Origin of the sequence: Constrictibacter sp. MBR-5 (assembly GCF_040549485.1) — a bacterium.
Lineage (GTDB): Bacteria > Pseudomonadota > Alphaproteobacteria > JAJUGE01 > JAJUGE01 > Constrictibacter.
Genome location: NZ_JBEPTK010000001.1, coordinates 401,049 through 421,873 on the forward strand (window position 1 = coordinate 401,049; position 20,825 = coordinate 421,873).

Genomic DNA, 20,825 nt, shown 5'->3' on the forward strand with positions numbered 1-20,825 from the left:
TGCGGCACGGGCATCACCGCCTCGCCGGTGGCGGGCGGCACCGCGCAGCACGGGAGCCGTGCCATGAGCCGACAGATCGAGATCGCGCCGAACTGGCGCCGCGACGCCGCCGAACGCGGCATCCTCATCCGACCGCTGTCGCCCGGGATCGGCAGCGAGGTCACGTGCCTCGACCTGACCACACTGTTCGACTCCGAGGTGCTGGCGCTGCTCCGCACCGCCTGCGCCGAACGGGCGGTCCTGGTCCTTCGCGGGTGGCAGGGGATATCGGAGGAGAAGCTCACCGCGCTCGCCGCGGCCATGGCCACGCGTCGCAAGGGCGACGCCTGCATCTCCCTGGTGCACACGGTCGGCGTCCCCCTCAGTTTCGGCGAGACTCGCTTCGTCGACGGAACCGCGGCGTATGAAGCGCTGCCTGAGGCGTTGCGGCACGAATTGGCCGCCGCGGAAGCGGGCGTCGCGCGGCCGCTCGTCCGGGCGCACGACCCGTCGGGCCGCCCCTGCGTCGATATCGTGGGCACGAATCTGCGCAGCCTGGAGGGGCTGCCGAAAATTCAGGCAAACAATCTCGGGGCGGCGCTCGACGCCCATATTCTGCGCAGGCGTCTCGCCTACACCCACTATTGGCGCGAGGGCGACGTCCTGCTGGTCGAGGATCGCTGCCGCATGCATTCGGCGCGGCCCCCCGTCCCGAGGCCGAACCCTGTCCGCGGCATCGCGCGCGCAGAATCTGTGGGCCGCCTCGCCCCCCAGGCCGTCTGACCGGAGGCATTGCCCCGCCGCCGACCGGGGGCTGCGGCGGAGGCCCGTCCGTGCGAAGATCGCGGCCGGTGCACGCGGTACGGGATCCGCCCATGACGACGATCGAGTTCTTCTTCGACTATTCCAGTCCCTGGACCTATCTCGCCTTCGACAGGATCGAGGCGGTCGCCGCGGACGTGGGGGCCGAACTGGTATGGCGGCCCTTCGTGGTCGGCGGCGTCTTCAATGCGGTGAATCCCAGCATCTACCAGCGGCGCGAGAACCCGATCCCGGTCAAGGATGCCTATTACCGCAAGGACATGACCGACTGGGCCGAACTCCAGGGCATCACGATCGGCCACCCGCCGGTCTTCCCGGTCAACAGTGTGAAGGCCCTGCGCGGCGCGTTCCTGGCGATCGAGGAAGGCCTGATCGTCCCCTATTCCCGCGCCGTGTTCTCGGCCTACTGGACGGACCTGCGCGACATCAGCAAGGACGACGTGCTGACCGGTATCGTCGGGCGGGTCGGCATCGAGCCCGCCCGCTTCTTCGAATACATCGCCCGCCAGGACACGAAGGACCACCTGCGGTCCGTTACGGACGAACTGATCGCCCGCGGCGGCTTCGGTTCGCCGACGATGTTCGTCGACGGCACCGACATGTATTTCGGCAACGACCGGCTCGACCTGATCCGCGACCTCCTGCGCAAGCGCGCCGGCGCCGCCTGAGAAGCCGGCTCGGCCCGTTAGCCGGCTCCCGTGGAGCCGTCTAGCGGCGTCCGCGGGCCTTGCGCGCGGCGTAGCGGGCGTCGCGGATGGCCTTCCGTTCGATATCGTGCTCCAGCTGGCGCTGGCGCTCGGCTTCCTTCTCCGCCTTCTCCGCCTCGATCGCGGCCAGGCGGGCCTGTTCCGCGGCGGCACGCTCCTCGGCCTTGCGCGCCTCCTCGGCCTGTCGTGCCGCCTCACGCTCGGCGGCACGCGCCTCGCGCGCCTCGGCGATCCGGCGCCGCTCTTCCTGACGCTCGGCGAAGTTCGGATCGTTCTGAGGCGCGCTCGCCCGCGCCTTCTCCAGCAGCGCCCGCTTGGCCTTCGCCTGCTCGCCAAGCCGGTCTTGCAAACTGGGTTCCCTACCCTTCATCTCCACGAACCTCTTATCACTCAATAAACTGCTGACCCCGCAAAGTGGGGTCTCGGCGGCTCCGGTTAAACGCTGTCGTGCTACGCCGTGTCCAGGTGGGCGGTATTCCTATGCCCGCGGCACCCGCGGTTCGGCGGAGCGGATGCCGGCCCGACTAGGCAGGAATGTCCCGCCCGCCCGGCAAAAAATTCCCGGCCGGAAGCTGCCTCCCGGCAAAATCTGCCCGGCACGGGCTGCCGCATCCGCAGAAAACCGCCATTCCTCGGGTTGGCACAGACGGTGCTTCCAGAGAGTGTCCCCCGGATGCCCGGAGGACGGAGGCGAAAGCCTCACGCGGCAGGATGCCGGCTCACATTCCAGGAAGGAATCTATCATGGGTCTCAATATCGTTTCCAACTACGCCGCCAACGTTGCGCACCGCAACCTGACGGCGACGGACGCCCAGGCGACCTCTTCGCTCGCGAAGCTGTCGTCCGGTACCCGCGTCGTGTCGGCGAAGGACGACGCGGCGGCCATGGCCATCGGCTCGCGGATCAGCTCCGAAGTCGCTGGCCTGAAGCAGGCGAGCGTCAACGCCGGTCAGGCAGCCTCCATGCTGCAGATCGCCGACGGCGCGATGGGCAAGACCTCCGACATTCTGACCCGCATGAAGACTCTGGCGGTTCAGGCCGGTTCGGACCAGCTCGGCGACACCGAGCGCGCCATGCTCGACACCGAGTACCAGTCGCTGGTCAGCGAAGTCGACCGTATCGCCGGCTCGACCACGTTCAACGGCCAGAGCCTGGTCGCGGGTCAGGCAGCGACCGAACTCAACACGGGCACGCTCGGCACCAGCCTCGAGGCGGCCGACGGCTTCGCCAAGATCGAGTTCAACCCTGATGTCGGTGCCGCCAGCTTCACCGTCGCGTACGACGACGATGCGACCGGCACGGGCGTCCTGACCGTCACCAACACGACGACGGGCGAAAGCCAGGGTATCGATCTCGAACTCTCCGGTGCCGGCGCGATCGCCGCGAATTCCGAGCGTACGATCGACTTCAGCCAGCTGGGTGTCAGCATTACGCTGAACTCGGCCTTCGCCGATACCGACATCACCGCGACCAACACCATGGACTCGGTGGTGAACGCGGCGGCGGACTCCACGTTCAACTTCAAGATCGGTGCCGGCACGACGGCGAACGACACGGTGGCGATCACGATCGGCGCAACGACGTCGAACGCTCTCGGCCTGACGGGTACCGACATCACCACCTCCGCCAACGCCGATACGGCGCTGGACGCGATCAACGGCGCCATCGACGACATCAACACCAAGCGTGCGAATGTCGGTGCGTCGCAGAACCGGCTCGAGTTCGCTGCCGCCAACCTGGCTTCGACCATCGAGAACCAGGAAGCGGCTCGCAGCTCGCTGCTCGACCTCGACGTGGCGGCTGAGATGACGAAGTTCACCAGCAAGCAGATCCTGATGCAGGCCGGCGTCTCCATGCTGGCCCAGGCGAACCAGATGCCCCAGAACATGATGCGTCTGTTCGGCTGATCCGGACTCGAAGGAGGAGGGCTTTCCGCTCTCCTCCTTCACCTTCCCGCACATCGGCGACCTCGTCGGTCGCCCGCTCGGGTTCGGGCGGAGCGTGTAAGGAAATGTTTACCTCGGACGGGGTATCCAAGGCATCCGCCCGCACTGTTTGCGCCGGCACGCCGACCCAACCGAGCCGCTGGGAGCAGCGACGATGGCCGACACGACCCTCAACAGCCTCGTCATAAGCAATTCAGGCCGCGTGTCCTTCTCCGGACTGGGTTCGGGAATCGACTTCCAGGCCACGGTCGATGGTCTCATCGCCGCCAAGCGCATCCCGGTCGACCGGCTCGAAGCCCAGATCGAGACGAACCAGACCAAGATCACCGCCTATCAGGAGCTGCGCAGCCAGCTCACCGTCCTTCAGGACTCGCTCAAGAACCTGTACGGCGCGGTCACAGTCGACTCCTCGCGCAACATCTTCGAGGCGAAACAGGCTTTCGCGGGCGCCAGCCGCACCGACGGCCAGTCCGCCTCGAACCCCGCCAACCTGCTGGGCGTGACGGTCAACAACAAGGCCGCCGTCGGCAAGCACACGATCGAAGTCGTACAGACCGCAGCCTCGCACCGGATCGGAAGCGGCGCCTTCACCAGCGCGACGCAGGATCTCGGCACGGCCCGCGGCCAGGCGGCCAACTCGATCTCGGGCAGCATCCAGATCGGCGGCGTGGCGATCGACGTTCTCGCGACCGACACGCTGCAGAGCCTCGTCGACCGCGTCAACAACGCCAACAAGGGCACGGGTGCCACCGGCGTATCCGCCAGCGTCGTGAAGGTCTCCGAGACGGAAAGCTACATGGCGCTGACGGTCGACAAGGCCGGCCAGAGCCTGGGCACGGACATCGCCCTCGGCGATCCGGACGGGGTGCTCGAGCAGCTCGGCGTCCTGAACGGCGGCGCCATCGACAACGAGTTCCAGGCGGCGCGCAAAGCACAGTTCTATGCAGACGGGATCGTCGATCCCGTGACGAAGCAGCCGCTGCTCATCGAGCGCGACAGCAACACCATCAGCGACCTGTTCGGGGGCGTGACCCTCAGCCTCTACCAGGCCGAGCCGGGCACGACGATTTCCATCGACGTCGATCGCAACCTGACCGAAGCGAAGAGCGCCATCACGGGGTTCGTCGACGCCTACAACTCGGTGCGCAGCTTCCTGAACCTGCACCTCGACACCGACGCCAGCACGGGCGAGCCGCGCGAAGACGCGACGCTATTCGGCTCGACCACGCTGGCCGACATCGAGACGCGGCTGTCGCGCATCGTCGGCAGCGGCGCGCAGGGCACCAGCTCCGCCTTCAGCGTCCTGGCGCAGATCGGCGTCGGGTTCGTCAACAACAACGCGCTGGCCGATCCGCTCGCCGCCAACACGCTGACCATCGACAACGAGAAGCTGGACGAGTCGCTGATCGGCGACATCGACAACGTCAAGAAGATGTTCTCTTTCGACTTCGCCTCGTCGACGCCGCAGGTCTCGATGCTGGGCTTCAACGGCAACACGACCTACAAGGCCGACGGTTACAAGCTCAGCGTCGACTGGGACGAGGTCACCGGCACGATCGCCTCCGCGACGATCGACGGAGAGGCGGCGACGATCGACGGACGTCGCATCTCCATGGAGAGCGGCGGCGCCAAGGGGCTGTCGCTGTATTTCAACGGCGGTTCGGACATGGCCGACGTCGACCTCGACTTCAGCGTCGGGATCGGCGCGAGCATGTTCTTCGAACTCGACAACCTCCTGAACGCACAGACGGGGCTCGTGGAGACCGAGATATCGGCGCTCACCACGGGCAACGAGCAGAAACAGACGCGCGTCGAGGAGATGACGGTTCGCCTGGACCTTCAGCGCGAGACGCTCCTGGCGAAGTACCTCGCCATGGAAACGGCGCTGACGTCGATGAACCAGACCATCGAGAATCTGAAGCAGATGACCGAGTCCATGTTCAGCGATAATTAACCAGACCGGTCCATCCTCCGATAGCACATCGCCGGGGAGACAAGACGTGCATCAGGCCTCAGTCGCCTATCAAACGCAGCAGATCATGACGGCGCCGCCGGTAAAGCTGGTCGCGATGCTCTACGAGCGCGCCATCCGCGCCCTGCGCGACTCCTTGCGCGCCATCGATGCGGGCAACGTGGAACTGCGGTTCCAGAACGTCGAGAAGGCGTCCGAGATCATCGTGCACCTCGCCGGTACGCTCGACACCGAGCGCGGCGGCGAGGTCGCGGCCAACCTGTCGCGCCTCTACGTCTTCATGCTGCGCCGGCTCTCCGAGGTGAACCTGCGGAACGACGCGCAGGCCGCGCGGGACGTCATCGGCCTGCTCGAGCCTCTGGCCGAATCGTGGCGCGAACTGGCCCGCGGTGCGCCCGAGGCGAGTTCCACGCTGTCGCCCGTCACGCCCTCCGCACAGCCGCGCGGCCTCGCCGTTTCCGCCTGATCATCCGGCGTCTTCTCCCCTGAACCCCCGGGTCGCAAGATCCGGGGGTTTTCGATTCCGCCGGCCGAGCAGCTGCCGCGCGTCCTCTCCCGGATATCCCCGGCCGGATCGGCCGGCGCCCGATGACTTCTGGTGGTGGTTCCTCCCTACGCTCCCGCGGCCGCCTCGCCGAAGACCGCCGCGCGCCGCGTTGTCGATCAGGAACATAGTCCCCACATGCGGATCCCCGCGGTGCGGCGATCGCTGTCGCACATCGTGAAGACGTCGAAGGGGCTCGCCGCCGGGGCCGTCGCCCTGCGTCCGCGGCGCTGCGCTCCACCATGAAAGGGAAGGAAAGGGAATGAACAGGGATCGGCACGCCACCAGGCGGGGGCCGACGGCAGCCTTGGAACCGGTACCGCCTGACGCATCAGGGAAATCACGGTCGCGGACAGCGTCCGCAGCAGGTTTTAACAACTAAATCAATGTGTTAATCGACTTTTACAAACGATCGATCGGCTGCCGTGGGCTCGAACGGGCGCCACTTGGCTCGAATTGGCCTGAATTGGCCCCGCACTGGCCCCTCGGGCCCCGGCAACTTTCAGTCCTGCCCGTAGGGCCCGGCTGCTCCGCATATCGATCAGCCCGAAGCCGACGCGACGCAGCCCGGCAGGGTCCGGACGCGGCGGCGGCACGCGGCGATCGAGCCGATCCGACCCGGCATTTACCACCACATCCCTTCCTCCTGCCCGGCAGTCTTTGCCGGATCACCCCGTCATTCTTTCCGGGCGCCCTGGGGCAGCGCGCACCACAGAAGACAACTTTCTCTTTCAAATCAGTCTCTTATCGTCTGGCACAGCCGCTGGCCCACCCCTTGCTCTCTCAGATGCGATCGTTCCAGGTCCGCAGCACGGCGATGCCGGGCAGCATCCGGAAGGCGGCTCGGCAATCCCGCCGGGAAGCGTTTGCAGGAGTAGAAGTCAATGGCACTCAACATGGTCAGCAACTACGCTGCCAACGTTGCACATCGCAACCTGGCGGCGACCGACATGCAGGCGACGGCGTCGCTCGCCAAGCTGTCGTCCGGCACCCGCGTCGTGTCGGCGAAGGACGACGCGGCGTCGATGGCGATCGGCTCGCGCCTGAACGCCGAGATCCAGGCGCTCCGCCAGGCCACCGTCAACGCCGGACAGGCTGCATCGATGATGCAGATCGCCGACGGCGCCATGGCGCGCACGTCGGACATCCTGACCCGCATGAAGACCCTGTCCGTGCAGGCCGGCTCGGATCAGCTGGGCGACGTCGAGCGCGGGATGCTGCAGACCGAATACTCCGCCCTGCTGTCCGAGATCGACCGCATCGCCTCGGCCACCACCTTCAACGGCAAGACGCTTGTCGCCGGGTCGGCCGCGACCGAGTTGGCCACGCTGGGTGTGGATCTGACCGCCGCCGACGGCTTCGCACAGTTCCAGTTCGACCCGAGCGTCGGCGCAGCGAGCTTCACCGTGGCCTACACCACGGCCGACAACGTGATGACCATCACGAACACCACCACCGGCGAGAGCCAGGGCGTCACGCTGCCCACCGCCGGCGCCATCGCGATCAACGAAACCGAGACCATCGATTTCAGCCAGCTCGGCGTGAAGCTCACGCTGAACTCCGCCTTCGACAAGACCGCGAACTCCGGTGCCGGCAACGTCGTCACCACGGCCGTCAACGCGAACGCCAACACCAGCTTCGACTTCAAGATCGGTACCGGCACCACGGCCAACATCGACACGCTGACGATCACCATCGGCGCCGCCACCGCGAACGCCCTGGCACTCGACACCACCAGCATCGGCACGTCGGCCAACGCCAACATCGCGCTCGACGCGATCAACCTGGCCATCGACTCGCTGAACACGTCCCGTGCCGGCATCGGCGCCTCGCAGAACCGTCTGGAGTTCGCCTCGTCGAACCTCGCCTCGACCATCGAGAACCAGGAGTCGGCGCGTTCGAACCTCCTCGACCTCGACGTGGCGTCGGAGATGACCTCGTTCACCAGCAAGCAGATCCTGATGCAGGCCGGCGTGTCGATGTTGGCACAGGCGAACCAGATGCCGCAGAACCTGCTGAAGCTCCTGGGCTGATGCCGGCACCGCAGCAGACGTCGCAAAGGAGGGCCATTAAATGAACGAGTTCGACTTCGACCCGGGCCGCGTGATGTCCGCGGCCCGCCCGTCGCAGATGGTGGTCATGCTGTACGAGGAGACACTCGTGTCGCTGGACCGGGCGGTGGATGCCGTGGAGCGGGGCGACCTGGCGGCGCGGAACAGGCATGCGCGGCGCGCGGCCGACATCATCGACCTGTTGTACGGCTGTCTCGACATGCAGCGCGGCGGGGCTCTGGCCGCCAACCTCGCCAGCCTCTACCGCACCGTGCTCGGCCGCCTGGTCCTGTTCAACGCGGGACGCGACGGAACCGCGGGACGAGAAGCGATCGGTCTGCTCGCTCCGTTGCTCGATGCTTGGAAGACCGTGGACCGGGGTGCGGATCGAGCCGCCGCGGCGGCCTGATCCAATCCCCCCGCCCCGCCATCCGGCGAGACACGGGGTGCTGATGCAGCGGAGGGAGCGGCCCAACCGCCCCTCCCGCAGCCCGCACCGACCAACCACCCCTTGGACCAAGTTTGGGCAGGTAGCCGAAACATGCTTGCGCCGATCGCAGTACAGCCCCCATCCGCGACCGAGGCACCACGCTCCCAGACGAGCGACGCCAAGGCGAACAAGGGCAAGTTTTCCGACATTCTGGAAGGCGTCCAGTCCCGAGACCGGACACGCTCCCGCGATGTCGCGGAGGCCGAGGAAACCGGTCCGCGCGAAGCCCAGATCGACCAACCGTCGGCTGTCGCCGCGATGTTCATGCAGGCACCGCCGGAAGACACTCTGAAGCTGCAGCCGGAGGCATCCGCCGAAGCCGAACAGGCGCTGGTCGCGACAGCCGAGGCTGTTGCAGGTGAGATTGACGCCGCGCAGCAGGGCTTGACGACCGATGCCGCCGCTACGGGCGCCGACATCGGCAACGAGTTCTCGGACCTGATCGACACGCCGCAGGCACAGACGGAGGACAGTGCGGCTGTCGACGCCGATGCCGCGCAGGAGGTCGAGAGCAAGCTCCGCCTGGGCCGAGACGGTCAGGGCGCCGGGAGCGAGGCGGACAAGATTGCCGCCGGCAGCACCGACACGGCGGACGCACAGGCGACGGACGATCTGCTCGCCGACCCCCGCGCCGCGGCGCCGCAGCAGCCCAGCCAGGCGCAGGATGGGACGCGTCCGGGAGCCCATCCGCTCGACATGCACCACATGCAGGCCGACGCCAAGCCGGTGAGCGCGCAACTTCCTGCAGCGCAGCCGCAACCGGCCACTCAGGCGGTGCAGGTCCCGCTCGACGGCGTCGCCGTCCAGATCGCCAAGGCCGCGACCGATGGCATCGATCGTTTCCGGATCGAGTTGCATCCTGCATCGCTCGGCGGCATCGACATCTCTCTCGAGATCAGCCGCGACGGCCGCGTCGATGCAGTCGTCCGGGCCGACCGCCCGGAAACGCTGGAGCTGCTGCAGCGCGATGCGCGCCAGCTCGCGCGTGCGCTTCAGGATGCCGGCCTCCAGGCCGACAGCGGCAGCTTCGCGTTTCAGCGCCGCGACGAGGACGGTCGGCAGCCATCGCTCTTCGCTCGGTCCAACGGCCCTGCGAGCACCGGCTCGGAAGAGCGTGGCTTAGCGATCGATACGATCTACCGGACGATCCGCCCCAGCGGCGTCGACCTCCGCGTCTAGAAGGACCGCAACGATGACGAGCGTCGACTCCTTGACCAACACTCCCGTGGCCTCGGCCACGACCCAGGCTACCACGACGAAGGACGGCTCTATTGCCGGCGACTTCGACCGGTTCCTGCTGCTGCTTACGACGCAGCTGCAGAACCAGGACCCGCTCTCGCCGATGGACGCGACCCAGTTCACGACGCAGCTGGTCCAGTTCAGCCAAGTCGAGCAGTCGGTGAACATGAACAAGTACCTGTCCGACTTGGTCGACCTCCAGATCAGCGACCAGATGCAGTCGGCCTTCGGCTATGTGGGCCAGACGGTCGACGTGCTGAGCGACGAGGTACCGCTGCAGGATGGACAGGCCGAACTTTTCTATGCGGTCTCGGGCAAGCCCACCGCCGTCGCACTGCAGATCCTCGACGCCAATGGAAAGACGGTGCGGACGATCGCCGGGACGACCGATACCGGAATCCAGCGCATCGAGTGGGACGGCCGCGACTCCAGCGGCAACACCCTCAAGGACGGGACCTACACGCTGAAGCTCATCGCCGAGGATGCCGACGGTGTCGCCCTGTCGGCGCAGACTGGGTACACCGGCGGGGTAAGCGAGGTGACCAACGTCAACAGCCAGATGCAGCTCAACGTGAATGGGCTGCAGATCCCCATGACGGAAATCGTCGCGGTGCGTAAGACCGCCGCCGAAGACGTCTGAGAGACATCGTCCACGCAGGCCCTCGCGTTTCCGCGACCAGGTAGGATGGAGCCAAAGGCATGAGCCTCTACAGCGCTATGTATTCCGGTGTTTCCGGTCTTTCCGCCCAGAGCACGTCGCTCGGGATCATTTCGCAGAACATCGCGAACGTGAATACCGTTGGCTACAAGGGCAGCCGCGCCGAGTTCTCCTCGCTCGTCACCGGCCACTGGAACGGCGGGCTCGACGCATCGGCGGGCGGAGTCAAGGCAACCGCCGGCAGCCTGATCCGCCAGCAAGGCCTTCTGCAGGCCACCGGATCGGGGACCGACCTCGGAATCTCCGGAGAGGGCTTCTTCATCGTCAATTCCGCCGTGAGCGACGGCGAGGCGGTCGGCGAGAATCTGTTCACGCGTGCGGGCGCCTTCACGCTCGACGCCAATCGAAATCTGAAGAACACCTCCGGCTATTTCCTCACCGGCTGGCGGACCGATGCTGCGGGCAACTATGTCGGCACCAACGGCAATACCATAACGCCGAACCAGACCAGCTACGCGAACCTGGAGCCGATCAATCTCAGCGGATTGGAGTTCGCCGCCCAGGGGACGACGAACGTCAGCCTCGCCGCGAACATGCCCGCGAACGCCAAGGTCGGCGACACCTATGAGACGCCGGTCGAGTTGTTCGACGCGGTGGGCACCTCGCATCAGTCGACTCTGACATGGCTGAAGGTCGATACGATCGCCTCGACCGGACAGCTCAGTGCCGCACAGTCACCGACCAGCGTCGTCCGCAGCGTCACCGATGCCGACGGCAACGTTCACGACCTGAACCTCACCTACACGCGGAACGCGACCAACGACTGGAGCCTGACTGCGAGCACTGCGGACGGCACCGTGCAGGGAGGCCCGATCGCACTCGCGTTCGACGCCGAAGGCAACCTGACCACACCGGCCGATGCCGAGATCTCGGTCGACTGGACGGGCGATACGACCGACAGCGTGCTGCGCCTCGATCTCTCCGGCCTGACCCAGGTGGCGACTGGTGCTGCCACGGTCGCGGCAGAACTCAACCCTGCCGGGGCGTCGTGGAAGCTCTCGGTCGCGACCGATGATGCTGCGGATACGCTCACCGGCGGCGCCAGCACCTATGTCACTTTCAACAAGGACGGCACGCTCGCAGGCCCCAGCACGCATACGTTCGGGATCGATTGGGCTGACTCCACCACCATGGCCGCCGACAGCAGCATCACGCTCAATTTCGCCTCTCCGAACGGAAGCGGCGGCATGGGCAGTTTCGGTGAATCCTACAGTGTGGGCTCGGTGAACCAGGACGGGATTGCCTTCGGTGCCTTCTCCGGCGTCAGCGTCGGCAATGACGGGCTGGTCGTCGCCCTCTTCGACAACGGCCAGTCGCGCCCCGTCTACCGGATCCCGCTCGCCCGCTTCGCGAGCCCTGAGAACCTCGCCATCCGCGACGGCAATGCCTACCAGATGACGAACGCCTCCGGCGGCATGTTCCTCAGCGCCTCCGGCGAAAACGGAGCCGGAGCCGTCACGGGGGGGACTCTCGAATCGTCCACCGTCGATCTGGCTGGGGAATTCACCAGCATGATCACGACACAGCGGGCCTACTCCGCCAACGCCACCATCATCCGCACGGCGGATGAAATGCTGCAGGAACTGTCTCAGTTGAAGCGATGACACTCTAGGAAGTTTGGGGCGCGGCGCCCATCGCCGCTGATTGCTTTTTAGGCAAATCGTCGCTGTTAACCCTGGGACTTAGGTAATCATTCACCCGTGTCGCCTACTCTCGCATGCAGCACGTAGCTCTTCACGAGGTCTGAGACAGGCATGTCCGGAGAAACCGACAAGGCGGCGCGGGTGATCGGCCCGAGCGGAGACCCTCTTACGATCAGCAATCTGCCGCCGGCGGACACCAAGCGATGGGTGATCCGCCGCAAGGCGGAAGTCGTCGCCGCGGTTCGCGGCGGCCTGCTGAGTCTTGAAGAAGCCTGTGAGCGTTACAGGCTGTCCGTGGAGGAGTTCCTCGCATGGCAGCGCCTCATCGAAACGCACGGCTTGCAGGGATTGCGGACGACCCGCGTCCAGACGTACCGGCGCGAGGTCTGCAGCGCATGAGGTGACGCTCCCGGTGGGCAGTTTTTGCCGGGCATTAACGCCTTCTTCACGCTGCCGGCCCTAGCTTCCACGTGCCGGACGAGACCTTTCCGGCGCGTGTTCCTCGGACAGCGGGGCGGCAGGGCCGGTGGCAGCGTTCCTTCAAACGATGGCGAGGCTTGGACCGACACGGCTGGCCGCACTCGGTGCGGTCGGCATCGGCCTCCTCGCCTTCTTCGTATTCATGACGGGCCGCCTCTCGCAGGAGGAAATGGCCATCCTCTACAGCGACCTGGATTCCGCCGACAGCGGCAAGGTCGTCTCAAAGCTCGAGGGGATGAACGTGCCCTACGAGCTCAGCCGTGACGGAACCCGGATCCTGGTCCCGGCGAGCCGCGCCGCACGTCTTCGCATGGCAATGGCGGAGGAAAACCTGATCTCGGGCGGCAGCCTGGGCTACGAGATATTCGACAAGGGCTCGGCCCTCGGCACGACGAGCTTCGCGCAGCGGATCAACCACCTCCGCGCGCTCGAAGGCGAAATCGCCCGGTCGATCCGCACGATCAACAATATCCAGTCGGCACGCGTCCATCTCGTACTGCCGCGGCGGGAGATCTTCAGCCGCGACGCCGATACGCCCAGCGCGTCCATCATCCTGTCGCTCCGTGGTGCGACGCAGTTGCAGCGCCAGGAGGTGATGGCGATCCAGAACCTCGTTGCCTCGGCCGTGCCGAAGCTCAGCACCTCGCGCGTATCCATCATCGACGACCGTGGCAACCTGTTGGCACGCGGCGGCGAGGAGAATGTGGGCTCGCTGGCAGCGGTCACGGCACAGGAGATGCGGACCGCGTATGAGCGCCGTCTCGCGCGCACGGTCGAAGAGTTGCTGGAGCGCTCCCTCGGATTCGGCAAGGTTCGCGCCGAGATCGCGGTGGAGATGGATTTCGACCGCGTGACGACGAACTCCGAGACGTTCGATCCCGAGCAGCAGGTCGTGCGCTCGACCCAGACGATCTCGGACAACAGCCAGTCGAGCGACGGCCAGAAGGACAGCGGCGTCAGCGTCGCGAACAATCTGCCCGATGCGCAGGCCGCCAAGTCGGACAGCGGCCCCACCCGGTCGGAGAAGAACGCCCGCCAGGAAGAGACCGTCAACTACGAGATTTCGAAGACCATCAAGACTCACGTCCGTGAGTCGGGGTCGGTCCGCCGTGTCACGGCGGCGGTGCTCGTCGACGGCCGCAGCGTCACCGACGCAAGCGGCACCACAAGCTACGAGGCACGCTCGCCTGAAGAAATGGAGAAGCTCGCGGCCCTGGTCCGCAGCGCGATCGGCTTCGACGCCGACCGCGGCGACAAGGTCGAGATCGTAAACATGCAGTTCGCCCGTCCCGACGAAATCGGCACCGACGGCACCGACGGCCTGGGCCCGCTGGGCCTGGAAAAGTCCGACATCTTCCGCATCGCGGAGATGGCGCTCCTGGGCATCGTGGGCATCCTTGTCCTGCTGCTGGTCGTACGCCCGCTGATGGCGCGGCTGCTCGATAGCGCTGCGGCACCAGCCGAAGCGATGGGCGAACAGCAGATGCTCATTGCCGGCCAGCCGCAGGCGATGGCGGCCCTGGCCGGCCCTTCTGCCACGGCGATCGTCGGCGAGGTCGACGAGGACGGCGAACCGACGATGACCGAGGAAGGGATGATCGACGTGAAACAGGTCGAGGGTCGGGTCAAGGCCTCCTCCGTGAAGCGCGTCGGCGAAATCATCGAGCGCCACCCCGACGAAGCAGTCGGGATACTTCGCCACTGGATGTACCAGGACGCCTGAGCAGGATAAGCCATGGCCCTCCCCCGCAAAGCGACGGCTCTCGACACGCGCGCCCTGTCCGGCCGCGAGAAGGCTGCGATCATGATGCTGGCAATCGGCGAGGAGAACGCCGGGAAACTGTTCCAGCGCATGGACGACGAGGAGATCAAGGAACTCTCCCAGAACATGGCCAATCTGGGCACGATCCCCGCGTCGCTGGTCGAATCGATCTTCATCGAATTCAGCGAACGGCTGTCGTCCACCGGATCGCTCGTCGGCAGCTATGAGAGCACGGAGCGACTGCTCGGCAAGGTCCTGTCGAAGGACCGCGCCACGGCGATCATGGAAGAGATTCGCGGTCCGGCCGGCCGGACGATGTGGGACAAGCTCAGCAATGTGAACGAAAACGTCCTCGCGAACTATCTGCGCAACGAATATCCCCAGACCGTCGCCGTCGTCCTCTCCAAGATCCGTTCAGAGCATGCCGCGCGGGTCCTGGCACTCCTCCCGGAAACCGAGGCGGTCGACGTGATCATGCGCATGTTGCGGATGGAATCGGTGCAGAAGGACGTGCTCGAAGACATCGAGCGCACGCTGCGCGCGGAATTCATGAACAACCTGGCGCGGACGAGCCGGCGTGACTCGCACGAGACCATGGCTGAGATATTCAACAACCTCGACCGCAGCAGCGAGAGCCGGCTGATGGGCGTTCTCGAGGAGCGCAATCGCGACGCCGCGGAGAAAATCCGCGCGCTGATGTTCACCTTCGAGGATCTCGGCAAGCTCGATGCGGGCAGCGTCCAGACGCTGCTGCGCTCGGTGGAGAAGGACAAGCTGGCGATTGGCCTGAAGGGTGCGTCTGAAACCCTCCGTAAGCTCATCTTCGACAATATGGCCGAGCGGGCCGCGAAGATTCTCAGGGAGGACATGGAAGCGCTCGGGCCGATCCGGCTGCGAGACGTCGACGAGGCGCAGCTCTACATCGTCAACCTCGCTAAGGAGATGGCCACGAAGGGCGAATTGGTCATCGCCGACAGCAAGGGCGACGACGAGCTCGTCTACTAGGAGCGCGCAGATGGCAAGCATCCGCAAATTCCTGTTCGACGTCTCGTTCGACGATGCCGCGAGCGGCGGCTCGCCAGCGGAACCGGAGGTCCAGGACGAGGCACCTCCCCCTCCTCCGACGTACAACGAGGACGAACTCGAGGCGGCACGCGCCGAGGCTCGTGCAATCGGCTACGCCGCCGGCGAACAGGCGGAACGCGGGCGCTCAGAGAGGCTGGCGGCCGAAGCCGTCGCAGATTTGATCGGCCGCCTCGATGTGCTCGCAGAGGACATCTCCGCCATCTCGGCGGCTGCGGAAAGGCGGGCGACGGAGATCGGTCTCGCCGTGGCGCGCAAGCTGGTCCCGGACCTGCTCCGGCGCGAGGGCGCCGGCGAGATCGAGGCGGTGATCCGCACATCGCTGCGCGACATGTTCGAAGAGCCACGCATCGTCCTGCGCGTCTCCGACGCGATGCTCGACCTCGTGAAGGCGCGCGCAGACGCGGTCGCCGGCGAGAGCGGTTTCGACGGGAAGATCGTCATTCTCGCCGAGGAAGGAATGGTCGATGGCGACTGTCGGATCGAATGGGCCGACGGTGGCGTCGAACGCAGCGCAGCGAGGCTGAGTGCACAGATCGAAACCGCGGTGAGCCGGGCTCTATCCGGCGGCGCGGCGACCTCCCGGGGCGAACCCGGCGACCACATCGGCACATGACCGGCGGCAACGCCACTCTGGAGGCTCCGTATGGGCGACAAGGACGGTTTGAATTTGGAAGAACTGCGTAGCGGGACCGGCCTGCCGGCGACGCCCGACGACGATCGCTTCGATCACCCGGAGTCGCGCCTGCACGGAGCGACCGAGTTGGAGGCCGTCTACGACATTCCGGTTCAGATGTCGGCCGTGCTCGGCAAGGCGACGATGCAGGTGAGCCAGCTGCTGAAGCTCGGCCGTGGCGCGGTGGTCGAACTCGACCGCAAGGTCGGTGAGGCCATAGACATCTACGTCAACAACCGGCTCGTCGCCCGCGGCGAAGTGGTCGTGGTGGATGATCGTCTGGGCGTAACGATGACCGAGATCATCAAGTCGGACCGGAGCTGAACACGTGGCGACCGCCCCTGCATCAGCCTCCGCCGACGCCCCCTTGTCGCTGCCCCGCATCGGGCTGCGCACGGGGTTCGACACGGCCACGGTGCTGGGTATCGCCAGTGGGTTCCTGCTGGTCGGTGCCGCCGTTGTGCTGGGAGGATCATCGGTCGCCTTTCTCGATGCGGCGTCCTTCCTGATCGTCGTCGGCGGGACGCTGGGCGTCAGCATCGCCTCCTACAGCTGGACGGAAGTCGGTGCCGCGCGCCGCGTGCTGGTGCGCACGCTCCGCCGCCCGGCGATCGCACCGCGCGATGCCGCCCTGCTCGTCCTCGGCGTCGCCGACAATGCCAGGCGCCGCGGCGTCCTCGCGCTGCAGCCGCTGCTGCCACAGCTGCGCCGGTTCCCGTTTCTGGTCAACGGCCTCGGCTTGATCCTCGATGGATTGGGGATCGGCGAGGTGGAGACCTCGCTGCGACAGGAGATCGAGGCCACCACAGCACGCCACGCGACAGGAGCCGCCTTCATGCGCAAGGCCGCAGAGGTCGCTCCCGCGATGGGGCTGATCGGCACGCTCGTGGGTCTTGTCCAGATGCTTGGCAGACTGGAAGACCCGACCTCCATCGGCCCGGCCATGGCGGTCGCGCTGCTCACGACCCTCTATGGCGCGGTCCTCGCCAACATGCTGTTCGCACCGCTCGCCACGAAGCTGGAGCGGAATGCGACGGAGGAGGCGCTCGTCAGTCAGATCTATCTGACGGGGCTCGTTTCGATCCTCCGCCAGGAGAACCCTCGCCGGCTGGAGCTGCAGCTGAATACGCTGCTGCCGCCCGCTCAACGCCTGAACGTGTTCAACTAGTCGAAGTCCGGGAGATTTATGTAATGAGGCTCCTGATCGTCGGATCGCTCAACGGCTACATGGGCGCCGCCAGCCGGATTGCGCTGAAGAAGGGCGCGCGCGTCCTTCACGCCGAAACCATCGACCGGGGCCTCGCGACGCTGCGCGCCGGCCAGGGTGCCGATCTCGCCTTCGTCGACGTGGCACTGGATGTCGGATCCTTCATTGCGAGCCTGGTGTCCGAGCGGATCAACGTTCCGGTGGTCGCATGCGGTATCGGCGCCGACACGGCAGCCGCAGTTCGCGCGATCAAGGCAGGTGCGAAGGAGTATCTCCCACTCCCGCCGGACCCGGAACTGATCGCGGCGGTGCTGGCTGCCGTCGGTGAGGAATGCCATGCGCTCGTCTATGGCGACCCGGTCATGCAGCGGACCCTGCGGCTGGCCGATCAGGTGGCTCCCAGCGAGGCGACCATCCTGATCAATGGCGAGTCTGGCACCGGCAAAGAGCTGATGGCCCGCTACATTCACCGCAAGAGCCGTCGGGCCGACAAGCCGTTCGTGTCGGTCAACTGCGCCGCCATACCCGAGAACCTGCTCGAGTCCGAGCTGTTCGGCCACGAGAAGGGCGCCTTCACCGGCGCCGTCGCCCGGCGTGTCGGCAAGTTCGAGGAGGCCGACGGCGGTACGCTGCTGCTTGACGAAATCAGCGAGATGCACCCGCACCTACAGGCGAAGCTGCTGCGCGCCGTCCAGGAGCGGGAAATCGACCGGGTCGGGGGGGCGCAGCCGGTCAAGGTCAACATCCGGCTTGTCTGCACCACAAACCGACACCTCGAAGAAGAAGTCCGCGCCGGCAAGTTCCGCGAGGACCTCTACTTCCGCATTAATGTGATGAACCTCCGCCTGCCCAGCCTGCGCGAGCGAGTCGGCGACATTCCGAAGCTCGCCGAGCACTTCATCGAGAAGTACTCGACCGCCAACGGCGTCGCGTCGCGGCCGCTCTCCAGCGAGGCGCGCGACCTCCTGCTGCGCCACAGCTGGCCGGGCAATGTGCGCGAGTTGGAGAACACCATGCACCGCGCGGTGCTGCTGGCCCACGGCGACACCATCGGCGCGGAAGCGATCTTCCTGACGAGCACCATCCTGTCGGATCGGACCTCCGGCGCCGCGCCGGCGGCAGGCGGAGGAGCTACCGCATCGGCACCGGCAGACGCGCAACGCGCCGGCGAAGCCGACCTACCCGCGATGCTGATCGGTCGCACCGTTGACTCGGTCGAGCGGGACCTCATCATCGGGACGTTGAGCCATTGCCTGGGCAACCGCACGCACGCCGCGACGATCCTCGGCATCTCTATCCGGACACTGCGCAACAAGCTGCGTCAATATTCGGACGACGGCGTCCGGGTGCCGCCGCCTCAGTCACCGACCTACGCGTGACGACCCCGCAGACGATGGCCTGAGATCAGATCCCCATCATGGCAAACGCAGCACAGGCTCCCGCGGCCGCGATATTGAAGGCGCTGAAGCGGGGCGAACTGGCCCTGGCGCTCGGCATCGTCGGCATCCTCGTGATGCTGATCATGCCGATGCCGACCTGGCTGCTCGACCTGTGCCTGGCCATAAGCATCACCTTCTCGGTCCTCGTGCTGATGACGGTGCTGTTCATCGAGAAGCCGCTCGACTTTAGCTCGTTCCCGACCGTGCTGCTGATCGCAACCATGCTGCGCCTCGGGCTCAACATGGCGTCGACGCGTCTGATCCTGAGCGAAGGACATGAGGGCCCCTCAGCCGCCGGCCAGGTGATCGAGGCCTTCGGCAAGTTCGTCATGGGCGGGAACTTCGTCATCGGCATCATCGTGTTCGCGATTCTGGTGATCGTGAACTTCGTCGTCATCACCAAGGGTTCGGGGCGCATCGCCGAGGTCGGCGCGCGCTTCAACCTCGACGCCATGCCGGGCAAGCAGATGGCGATCGACGCGGACCTTTCGGCGGGCCTAATCGACGAAACGCAGGCCCGCACCCGGCGTAAGATGCTGGAGGACGAAAGCCAGTTCTTCGGTGCCATGGACGGCTCGGCGAAGTTCGTCAGGGGTGACGCGATCGCCGGCCTGCTGATCACGTTCATCAACGTCATCGGCGGTATCATCATCGGCACAGCCCAGATGGGACTGAGCCTGGGCGACGCGGCCTCCACCTATACCGTTCTCACCGTCGGCGACGGCCTGGTGTCTCAGATCCCGGCACTCATCGTCTCGACCGCAGCCGGCCTGCTGGTCTCCAAGGCCGGCGTCGTCGGAACCGCTGACAAGGCACTGTTCGGTCAGCTCGGCGGCTATCCCACCGCCCTGGGCGTCAGCGCGTTCCTGATGGGTACGATGTCCCTGTTGCCCGGCATCCCGATGCTGCCGTTCCTCGCGATTGCGGGAGGGGCCGGCTGGCTGGCATGGCAAGGCGCGCGCAATGCTGCGACCGTAGTTACCGATGCGGCCGACGCTGCCACCGCCGCGGCCCAGGCACCGGCAGCCGACGAACCCATCGCAACCGCCCTTCAGATCGACGAGGTCCGCCTCGAGCTCGGCTATGCGCTGCTGACGCTGGTCAGCGGTGAGAACGGCACCCGCCTCACCGATCAGATCAAGGGCCTGCGCCGCCAGCTGGCAGGCGAGATGGGCTTCGTGCTGCCGTCGGTGCGCATCCAGGACAACATGCAGCTGCCGCCCAACGGCTACGTCCTGCGTATCAAGGAAATCGAATCCGGCAAGGGCGAACTCCGGCCCGGGATGCTGCTGGCGATGGATCCGTCCGGCGGCACCGTGGCATTGCCCGGCGAGGACACAACCGAACCGACATTCGGCCTTGCGGCGCGCTGGATCCGCGAGAGCGATCGGGAGGAGGCGCAGTTCCGCGGCTACACCGTCGTCGACCCGGCGACGGTCATTACCACGCACCTGACCGAGCTCATTCGCGACAACATGGCCGATCTGCTGTCCTACGCCGAGACGCAGAAGCTGCTCGACGAACTGCCGAAGGAGCACCAGAAGCTCGTCGGCGACGTCATCCCGTCGCAGATTTCGGTCGGCACGCTGCAGCGCATTCTGCAGAACCTGCTGCATGAGCGCGTCTCGGTCCGCGACCTGCCGACGATCTTGGAAGGCGTGTCGGAGGCCTGTGCCTTCACGCGGAACGTCACGATGATCACCGAGCACGTCCGCACTCGCCTCGCCCGCCAGTTGTCGGACGCCTATGGCGACCATGAGGGCGTCCTGCCGCTGATCCCATTGACCGCGGCCTGGGAGCAGGCATTCGCCGAAGCGCTCATCGGCGAAGGCGAGGAGAAGCAGCTCGCCATGGCGCCGAGCAAGCTCCAGGAGTTCATCCGCGCGGTGCGCGAGACGTTCGACCGGCGCGCCGTGCTGGGCGAGGTGCCGGTCCTGCTGACGAGCCCCGGCATCCGGCCCTACGTCCGCTCGATCGTCGAGCGCTTTCGGGCCAACACGCCCGTGCTCTCGCAGAACGAGATCCACCCGCGGGCGCGCATCAAGACCGTCGGCCACGTGTGAGCTG

19 protein-coding genes are annotated in these 20,825 nt (G+C 66.2%); 18 read left to right on the forward strand and 1 reads right to left on the reverse strand.

What is annotated here, in order from left to right; genetic code table 11:
- Positions 1-63: 63 nt before the first annotated feature.
- A complete protein-coding gene (locus ABIE65_RS01875) occupies positions 64-762 on the forward strand; it encodes a TauD/TfdA dioxygenase family protein (RefSeq protein WP_354075149.1) in 699 nt (232 codons plus the stop codon).
- Positions 763-854: 92 nt separating this feature from the next.
- The gene (locus ABIE65_RS01880; protein ID WP_354075150.1) at positions 855-1,469 is read left to right on the forward strand and encodes a 2-hydroxychromene-2-carboxylate isomerase; all 615 of its coding nucleotides are present in this window, start codon (positions 855-857) and stop codon (positions 1,467-1,469) included.
- A 40-nt stretch (positions 1,470-1,509) separates the two neighbouring features.
- Here the strand turns inward: ABIE65_RS01880 and ABIE65_RS01885 are convergent, their stop codons facing one another.
- A complete protein-coding gene (locus tag ABIE65_RS01885; RefSeq protein WP_354075152.1) occupies positions 1,510-1,857 on the reverse strand; it encodes a DUF6481 family protein in 348 nt (115 codons plus the stop codon).
- Between the two features lie 394 nt (positions 1,858-2,251).
- Here ABIE65_RS01885 and ABIE65_RS01890 point away from each other — a divergent pair, with 394 nt between their 5' ends.
- From ABIE65_RS01890 to flhA, 16 genes are all read left to right on the forward strand, one after another.
- Complete coding sequence (locus tag ABIE65_RS01890) at positions 2,252-3,415, forward strand: flagellin N-terminal helical domain-containing protein (protein ID WP_354075153.1); 1,164 nt, start codon at positions 2,252-2,254, stop codon at positions 3,413-3,415.
- A gap of 193 nt (positions 3,416-3,608) precedes the next feature.
- On the forward strand, positions 3,609-5,408 hold the full coding sequence (gene fliD / locus ABIE65_RS01895; RefSeq protein WP_354075155.1) for a flagellar filament capping protein FliD: 1,800 nt from the start codon (positions 3,609-3,611) through the stop codon (positions 5,406-5,408).
- Positions 5,409-5,454: 46 nt separating this feature from the next.
- Positions 5,455-5,892, forward strand: coding sequence for a flagellar export chaperone FliS (fliS, locus tag ABIE65_RS01900; protein ID WP_354075156.1), 438 nt, complete (start codon positions 5,455-5,457; stop codon positions 5,890-5,892).
- Between the two features lie 962 nt (positions 5,893-6,854).
- Positions 6,855-8,003 (forward strand): flagellin N-terminal helical domain-containing protein, encoded by a 1,149-nt coding sequence (locus ABIE65_RS01905; protein ID WP_354075158.1) that lies wholly within the window; start codon positions 6,855-6,857, stop codon positions 8,001-8,003.
- Between the two features lie 40 nt (positions 8,004-8,043).
- Positions 8,044-8,430: a flagellar export chaperone FliS gene (gene fliS, locus ABIE65_RS01910; RefSeq protein WP_354075159.1), complete on the forward strand. Its 387-nt coding sequence runs from the start codon at positions 8,044-8,046 to the stop codon at positions 8,428-8,430.
- A gap of 132 nt (positions 8,431-8,562) precedes the next feature.
- Positions 8,563-9,690 carry a flagellar hook-length control protein FliK gene (locus ABIE65_RS01915; protein ID WP_354075160.1) on the forward strand — a complete coding sequence of 376 codons (1,128 nt, stop codon included), beginning with the start codon at positions 8,563-8,565 and terminating at the stop codon, positions 9,688-9,690.
- 13 nt (positions 9,691-9,703) lie between these two features.
- Positions 9,704-10,390 (forward strand): flagellar hook assembly protein FlgD, encoded by a 687-nt coding sequence (locus ABIE65_RS01920; protein ID WP_354075161.1) that lies wholly within the window; start codon positions 9,704-9,706, stop codon positions 10,388-10,390.
- 59 nt (positions 10,391-10,449) lie between these two features.
- Positions 10,450-12,072: a flagellar hook protein FlgE gene (locus ABIE65_RS01925; RefSeq protein WP_354075162.1), complete on the forward strand. Its 1,623-nt coding sequence runs from the start codon at positions 10,450-10,452 to the stop codon at positions 12,070-12,072.
- A gap of 150 nt (positions 12,073-12,222) precedes the next feature.
- Positions 12,223-12,510 carry a CtrA inhibitor SciP gene (gene sciP / locus ABIE65_RS01930; RefSeq protein WP_354075164.1) on the forward strand — a complete coding sequence of 96 codons (288 nt, stop codon included), beginning with the start codon at positions 12,223-12,225 and terminating at the stop codon, positions 12,508-12,510.
- Between the two features lie 148 nt (positions 12,511-12,658).
- Positions 12,659-14,314 (forward strand): flagellar basal-body MS-ring/collar protein FliF, encoded by a 1,656-nt coding sequence (gene fliF, locus ABIE65_RS01935; protein ID WP_354075165.1) that lies wholly within the window; start codon positions 12,659-12,661, stop codon positions 14,312-14,314.
- A gap of 12 nt (positions 14,315-14,326) precedes the next feature.
- Entirely contained in the window at positions 14,327-15,358 is a 1,032-nt protein-coding gene (gene fliG / locus ABIE65_RS01940) for a flagellar motor switch protein FliG (RefSeq protein WP_354075167.1), read from the forward strand.
- Positions 15,359-15,368: 10 nt separating this feature from the next.
- Complete coding sequence (locus ABIE65_RS01945; RefSeq protein ID WP_354075168.1) at positions 15,369-16,052, forward strand: FliH/SctL family protein; 684 nt, start codon at positions 15,369-15,371, stop codon at positions 16,050-16,052.
- A gap of 30 nt (positions 16,053-16,082) precedes the next feature.
- Entirely contained in the window at positions 16,083-16,436 is a 354-nt protein-coding gene (fliN, locus tag ABIE65_RS01950; protein ID WP_354075169.1) for a flagellar motor switch protein FliN, read from the forward strand.
- A gap of 43 nt (positions 16,437-16,479) precedes the next feature.
- Positions 16,480-17,280 carry a motility protein A gene (locus tag ABIE65_RS01955; protein WP_354075170.1) on the forward strand — a complete coding sequence of 267 codons (801 nt, stop codon included), beginning with the start codon at positions 16,480-16,482 and terminating at the stop codon, positions 17,278-17,280.
- A gap of 23 nt (positions 17,281-17,303) precedes the next feature.
- The gene (locus ABIE65_RS01960) at positions 17,304-18,698 is read left to right on the forward strand and encodes a sigma-54-dependent transcriptional regulator (protein ID WP_354075172.1); all 1,395 of its coding nucleotides are present in this window, start codon (positions 17,304-17,306) and stop codon (positions 18,696-18,698) included.
- Between the two features lie 38 nt (positions 18,699-18,736).
- A complete protein-coding gene (gene flhA / locus ABIE65_RS01965; RefSeq protein WP_354075173.1) occupies positions 18,737-20,821 on the forward strand; it encodes a flagellar biosynthesis protein FlhA in 2,085 nt (694 codons plus the stop codon).
- The last annotated feature ends 4 nt before the right edge of the window (positions 20,822-20,825 follow it).